The sequence below is a fragment of the Vibrio sp. 10N.222.49.A3 genome, from assembly GCF_041475145.1.
GTDB lineage: Bacteria > Pseudomonadota > Gammaproteobacteria > Enterobacterales > Vibrionaceae > Vibrio > Vibrio tasmaniensis_A.
Genome location: NZ_JBFRVM010000126.1, coordinates 1 through 7,257, shown reverse-complemented (window position 1 = coordinate 7,257; position 7,257 = coordinate 1). Strand labels below are relative to the sequence as shown.

Below are 7,257 nucleotides of genomic sequence, written 5' to 3'. Positions count from 1 at the left end.
CACGTCTGAACTTGAAACCCTGGGTAATTTCCTGCAAGGCACAGAGTCTGCTTCCCTGGTCTCTAAAGACATCAAAAAGACGGCCATCTCCATTAAGTCGGTGCTCGCCACCTACATTAAGAGCCTACGCTTTTTAGATGGCTTGGATGATAAAGACGCGAAAGGAGAGCCCAAACGCAAACCGTTTTCCATCACCGATTGGGTACAAGATGATAAACAAAAAGGCTTTTTGTTCTTATCGAGTAACGCGCAGCAACACGCTTCACTGCGTCCTTTAATTTCAACTTGGCTTGCCATTGCCTCTAACGCTATTTTGGGACTCAAAGCCGATGAAGACCGCCGTATCTGGGTGATTATGGATGAGATGCCTAGTCTGCATAAACTGCCTGAGCTGGATAACATCATTTCAGAAGTGCGTAAGTTTGGGGGCTGTTATGTGATTGGTCTCCAGTCTTATGCGCAGCTCGTGAAAACCTACGGAAAAAATACCGCGGACGTTATTTTTGATTTACTCAACTCTCGCTTTTACTTTCGCGCCCCATCAGCGCAGATGGCGCAAATCTCATCCAAAGATTTGGGTGAGCAAGAGGTGGACGTCTCAAGAGAGAACATTTCTTACGGTGCAAATGCGTTGCGTGATGGGGTATCGATTGGTCACCAAACCGTCACCCGCCCTGTTGTCTCTAGCAGTGAAATCCAAGCCATGGATGATTTACAATGTTACCTTCGCGTACCAGGAAGCAGCTTTATCACTCAATTAGAGTTGCACTTTGATAAGATGCGAGATGTGACACCAGCCTTTATCAAACGTGAACACACCCTATCTCCAGCGATGATTAAAGCATACCAAGAAGCCGTTTACTGTGAGTGTGTTGCTCCAGGGCTTTTCCTTAGTGAAGAAGAGCGTAATGCTCTCTCAACCCGCCAATCAGAGCAATTTGACACTGCAGAAGAGATGAAGCTCGAGACAGCCCAAATCAAAGAAGCCACGCAAAGCAAAACAGTCAAAAATCTTGTCAATGATGATGCAGAAAATCTCAAATCAGACGGTCACTATCAAAAGCGCGCTCAACAAGATCTCGAAGAGTCGGCGATATCTCAAGATATCGGGATGGACGATATATCTGAATGATGAAAGGGAAAATAGCTAAATATTACCATGAGATGATAGAAGAGCAATTTATATAAATAATGAATAATTTAATATATAAGATTATTTTTAAGGAGTCTAAATAGGGGTAATTATATTTTCTATAAATCATAAACCACCTTAAATCTAACCTCAGTCAGAGTACAGGGTAAATTATAGAGAGGTCTTTATATGGAAAAGCAAAGAGAACGACGTCAATGGGGAACTTGGATAAAGAGTGTTTTCATCTTTTTTATCGGAGGGTTAATTTTTAGTTCACAAACCTATGCCCAAGGGAAAAAAACCTACACTTGGTTTATCAATAAGCCAAATAATGCAACCTCGTCAGTTCCTTCCTTGAAGGATCTAACTGTAAATGACATCTTGAGTGATGAAGATTACTTGAGTAAAAATACGAAAGAAAGACAGACTGGTATTCTCGTTGATGGGGTTATTCAACCTTGGGTTTATCATTGGGCTAGAATAGAAGATCGTCTAGATCCAGATACTGCCTTAAACAAGCTAAATCATCGTTATACCGCCCTAGTCCGTCCTAGGGCTACATTAGAAAGAATTCCTGACGCTATCACTAGCCCTGACCGTGTTCGATTTGATTATTGGGATTATCTTGAAGGAATGGTCTTTTGGGGAGGAAGCTCTCAAGAAGGCACAATTTTAGCCCCTGACCCTCAATGGATTGAAGAAGCTCATGTGAAAGGAGTCAAGATTTATGGCAGCGTCTTTTTGCCTAGTCTCTCCCATGGAGGAAATTTTCAAGATTGTCGAGATTTAGGGACAGTCAGTTTGATGACAAAGCTCATTGAATTGGCTGACGGACTGAATTTTGAAGGATGGTTTTTAAATGTTGAAAGTTTTTCTGGGGAGCAACAGCGAGAAACCTGTATTAATCAAATTGATTCAGCGCTAAGTGACAGTAGGATTACTACATTACAACAAGAAAAAAATATAGAATTTATAAAATATATTGGTTCAGAGGGCTATAGTGGTTGGATATCAGACGCCGATATTACTCCAAATGGCTTTATAGAACCAAGAATGAAAGCATCTCCTCATAGTAATGAAGTCGATTATTATCTCATTAGTGAATATGGTGCAGAAGCTTTAAACGAGATCAGAAATCCTGCTAAGTTCAATTCAAATAAGCAATATCTTATGTTTCCCAATGCTTCTTATTGGGGGCAGTTAGATCAGACAACTAAGTATACTATAGAAGTAGGTGCCCGAAACAATGCGGAACAAGTCGCCAAGCAATATTGGGAAGGAATGTTGGGTAACGATGAGCGTAAAGAATCAGAGGAGTATAATTGGAATGGTGTTTCTCAATATACTAAGAAGCGGAGTACAGATGCCCAGCTAGAACGTTTTCCTGTTCTTGCCTATCAGGATATTAATTTTCAAGGATCCTTGACCCATCTTAATTACGGAAGGTCTTCTGCTGAAGAGATAAATGCTATAGGAGAGATTTCGTCGATTAAGGTAGGGCCAAAAAGTTACGTTCGCTTATGTAAAAGTACTGATTATTCAAATTGTTTGACTGTATGGGGGCTGGATCTTGATTTTGTGGGCGAAGAAATGAACGATTCTATTGTCCATCTTGAGGTTGGTCCGCTTGAACTATACCCAGAAAATGTTGTTTTCTATACTGATCAGTACTTTCAAGGCCAAAAGTTGACTCTTGATCGAACTAACGCATTCTACGATACAACTGACATTTACGACAGGGCATTCTATCGATCAATTTCATCTTTGGTTGTGCCTCCAGGGAAAAAAGTACTCCTTTGTAATACAAGGACGGAAGACAGTTGTCAATTTCCCTATACTGGTACGGTAAAACTCGTAGCTGCCTCTGACAATGACGTCACACGTGGGGTTAAGATAATTGACCAACCGCAATTAACTTTAGCGACACTCTTTGCTCATCGAGACCAACAGCCTCCATTGTTTGAAATGCTCCAGCTTAACCATGTTTACAATGCTTCAGAGCTAGGGGATGTAGGTATTACTAGTTCTTCTCTTAGGTTGCACGATAAACAATATCAAGTGAAAGCTTGCCTTCAATCTAACCTAGGGGGCACATGTGATATCTACTATGCTGATAGTAATTATTTTGGTGATTTAAGAAATGACTCTTATCGCTCTTTTGTTATTGAAAAGCGTGATTTGAATAATGTTATAGGCCTCGCTTACATGGACCTTCAGTTACATGGACCTCAATATCCTTTGCTGACAGGGACGAATGAGAACTTCCCTGATATTTTTAGGGGAGGGATCTCTTCAATAAAGCTGCTCCTACCCGGCTATGAGTTTTCTTATTGCCTTACCGATAATCAACAAAATTTGGAATGTACTGGTTATAGGAGCAATGATTCTCTTGGTTTATCATCTGATTATGATGATAACAGAACCTTATCTATACGTATTCGTGAATAATTTTTTTAGGGTCAAGAAGGACTTTAAATTGAAATTTAAGGGATCCCAATAAGGTTAGCAATTTCGCCTTATATCCTCGCTCGATCGGGCGGGGATATAAGGCGTCAGTCGCGATAGCGGCTTAATCTGGTGTTAGGTGTTATTGGCTTTCTACATATGCTTTAAGAGTTTCTATTGTTGCCCCTCCTGCTGTACAAGCAAAGTAATATCGCGACCATAAGCAGCGCTTTTGCTTTGCCTTGTTAGGTGGGTATCCTGCAATCTAAGCATTCTTGATGATATGGATTTGAGGTTATTCACCATCACGCTAATTGACAACTTTGGCGGATATGATAACAAGACTAATAGGGAAAATTTGCAGAATGGAACGATCAAAAACACTGCATTTTAATAACTTAAATTTCCAACGCTAGTACTACTTGGAGAGCCTCACCCACTCTTGCCTCACGTTGTTTCCCTCAATGGAGAGCACCAATGAAACCAAGATTCCGACACAAACGTCAACACAGTGCGCGATTAAAAAACTAAAACACCCACCATGATATGTCCCCTGAAAAACAACCCGAATCACTCTTTGTTCTCGATATGCTCGACGGCAACGACTGGTGACCCCTTGTACTCACTAATCCAGCTTACGCAACATAGAGGTTACACCCTAGAGCCTTATCATCACGATTAATCACTCAACCCCCGTCCCAAGCCTTGCCATTGCAAGGCTTTTTTACGTTCATTTATCAAGGAATTACCATGTCAAGTAAGACCATCTTGAATTCTGACCATTTACCGATATTAAAAAAACAATTACACACTATTCTCAATCAACTTACCGATGCTGAAATTATTTCAAACAGCCCAATTAAAAAAAACACATGGTTATCGATTTGTGCTCAAGCGATAGGTTATAGCGACTGGGACGACTTAAAAGCGCAGACAGTAACGCACCACGTCTCAGCCCATAACATTGTATTTAACCAAGTGTCCATTATCCCTTTTATTCAGAGCGTGAGGGTAAGTCTAGGAGAGCACATCGACAACATTGAAGGATTTGCCTGTGTCATTCTAAGGAACTTAACTCCCGAAGAGCGAAACGCCATGAACGGCAAGGAAGGTGATCTTCCACCCTTACCCAAAGCCCCGACGTCCTATACATTAGAACTAGGTCCCAATACTGTTTATGCTTCCGACCTTTTAGATTGGCTCTGGCCTACCACCAAAAATCACCAAGTGGCCCCTATAAATAATCACTATTTAGAGCACGTGAAAGAAAAGCGAATTAACTTGAGTAAGCCACAAGTAAAAAAGCGCTCATTAGATGTTTACCCGCGCTCTGGCATGTTAGTAAGGGACATCTTAGGACAACTGGTTTCAGAGGGGTATCTAGAATTCAACGACACGCAAACATGCGTATCTTTTACACAAAAAGGTTTCAATTATTTAAATGGAAAAATGACCAACGAATATGACTCTGAATGGAAAGGATGGTTTAAGGCGTTTGTAGCTCATATCAAAAAAATCCCATACCGATACATCAAAATAGATTGGACACCCTATATCTATTTATATTCACGTGGAATGTCCCCCATTGAGGCGGCAAAAAATCTTGAATGGTCAGAATGCTACACTCAAGCGCACTCTGAGATCCGCTCCGCTCTTAAACACCAACTCAACATCAACTTACCTCTGTATCCCAAAGAACGATACCTGCAATTTACGCCCAGAATATTTCTGACACCTGAGCTTACCAGCAACAAGGTAACAGACATTCATTTTGAATTTATAGGACCCGACTGGGCTAAACCAAACGGCAATCCAAAAACAAAGCGCTTTTGGCCAAACAAACGCTACGTGTCTGTTTATTTAGATACCTCCCCCAAAAGTCGAGGTTGGTATGCCGTCATTCCCGATGAGGTTGATTGCTTTCAAGTGAGCTACAAATGGACAAGCCGGTCCCATTCTTTTTCAAGCGTCACCCATCATATGACTTACCAGTTAGAGCCAAATATAGAGTGTGCTCAAGATTGGCTGTATGGCAATGAGTGCATGAAGCATTCTGATTCTTCGAAACCAGCAATGGCCGCCGATGAATATAGCTTTAACCGTCTAGAATGCCTGACTCATGGCAAGCATTTAACCAAGGAAGAAATAATAGCGTTAGACCGATTTAAAGCGGGCATTACGTCCATTCACATTGATGAAAATGGCGTCACCATTCACGAAGAAAGAACGTTAACCGCTAGCAATTCATTTGCTTGTGTTGGGATCATTTTGTAACCGCAGTAACAGCACCCACCACTCAATTCATCGCCATCATTGGTGATTGGCATTACACAAGGGAACACCGTCATGCTTTCTATCAGCCCTCTTAAATCCGCTTCTGGCGCTGCAAAGTACTACCTAAGCGAAGAAACCCCCAAAGACCTACCTGACGTCTCTTTAGAAAAAAACGCGGGCGATAACTATTACCTCAAGGAAAAAGACCAAGAAGAAAACACCTTCTGGCATGGCAAGCTGGCCATCGAAGCGGGACTGGCTGGCAAACCCGTAGAGCAAGCCACCTTAGAATCGGTCCTCTCAGGCAGTCTTGGTGATGAAACTATTAAAGGGAAAAGGGGGAAACACAAATCAGGCTTCGACCTGACGTTTTCTGCGCCTAAATCCATCAGTGTTCTCGCGCTTATTGGCGGGGACACCCGCCTAATAGAAGCGCATAACAACGCAGTGAAGTTCGCCTTAACAGAGCTTGAAAAAGACGTTGCACAAGTCAAAGTCACTCATAAGAAAGGCGTTCAAGAATACGAAAATACGGATTCGATGATATTTGCGGTCGTGCGCCACAAGACCAGCCGTGAAAACGACATGCAAGTGCACTCGCACGCTCTCGCAGCTAACATGACTCGAGACCAAGAAGGGGATTTACGCGCTTTATCAACCAGCTTAAAACAAAAAGGGGGCGTCATTAACGGCACAGGCGAGCGCATCTACAACTTCCAAAAATACTACGGTATCTTGTACCAGAGCCAATTAGCTAAGGAGGCAGAAACCCTCGGTTATTCCACGCGAGGCGTCGGCAACGGTCAGTTCGAAATCAGCGGTGTCCCTCAGCCTATTCTTGATGCATCGTCCACTCGCAAACAGCAAATTGATCAACGCACACTCGATTTAGGCTTTGACTCTCGCGCCGCGCGAGATGTCGCGACCCTCGACACTCGTAAAAGCAAAACCCACCAGAGTAACGACAACCTCAACAAACAGTGGCAAAGCACCGTAAAAGAGCAAGGGTATGAACCCGCAGAGCTTGTCACCATGGCGCAACAAGTAAAAGAAGCGCAAAACACCCCACCACTTGGTGAAACCAAAGCCGCCATCAGCAGAGCCATTGACCATCTAGGGCAATACAGCACCGCGTTACACCTTGAAAAAATCATTGAACTCACCGCCTCAGAGTTCACCAAAGGCGGCGTGCAACTCAACGCCCTTGATATCAAAAAAGTCGCGGATGAAATGATTAAGCAGGGCGACTTGATAGGACTCAGTCACAAAGGGCAATACACCACCAAAGGCTTAATTGATAACGAACAAGCGCTTATCGACAGCACCCAAGGTCGTGCGCATCACATGCGCACCCACGTTGAATCCAGCACGCTCAACAAGCTCGCTATCTCTGAAAACCAGCAGCG

Annotated in this window: 4 protein-coding genes and 1 pseudogene; 4 read left to right on the top strand and 1 reads right to left on the bottom strand. The window is 42.8% G+C overall.

Annotated elements, in window-relative coordinates; translation table 11 throughout:
* Both AB4589_RS19370 and AB4589_RS19365 read left to right on the top strand, forming a co-directional pair.
* The coding region (locus AB4589_RS19370) for a type IV secretion system DNA-binding domain-containing protein (RefSeq protein ID WP_372101535.1) at positions 1-1,132 on the top strand (1,132 nt) is incomplete at its 5' end.
* 189 nt (positions 1,133-1,321) lie between these two features.
* Positions 1,322-3,580 (top strand): endo-beta-N-acetylglucosaminidase, encoded by a 2,259-nt coding sequence (locus AB4589_RS19365; protein ID WP_102533715.1) that lies wholly within the window; start codon positions 1,322-1,324, stop codon positions 3,578-3,580.
* Between the two features lie 139 nt (positions 3,581-3,719).
* Here the strand turns inward: AB4589_RS19365 and tnpA are convergent.
* Positions 3,720-3,922 (bottom strand): annotated as a pseudogene (tnpA, locus tag AB4589_RS19360) (IS200/IS605 family transposase); the annotation flags it as partial.
* A gap of 405 nt (positions 3,923-4,327) precedes the next feature.
* Here tnpA and AB4589_RS19355 point away from each other — a divergent pair.
* Entirely contained in the window at positions 4,328-5,851 is a 1,524-nt protein-coding gene (locus AB4589_RS19355) for a hypothetical protein (protein ID WP_102533714.1), read from the top strand.
* Positions 5,852-5,923: 72 nt separating this feature from the next.
* A partial coding sequence (gene mobF, locus AB4589_RS19350) for a MobF family relaxase (protein WP_372101534.1) occupies positions 5,924-7,257 on the top strand: 1,334 nt, incomplete at its 3' end.

Coding starts and splice junctions, on each gene's coding strand:
- AB4589_RS19355 (WP_102533714.1), top strand. CDS start 4,328: ATGTCAAGTAAGACCATCTTGAATTCTGACCATTTACCGATATTAAAA.
- AB4589_RS19365 (WP_102533715.1), top strand. CDS start 1,322: ATGGAAAAGCAAAGAGAACGACGTCAATGGGGAACTTGGATAAAGAGT.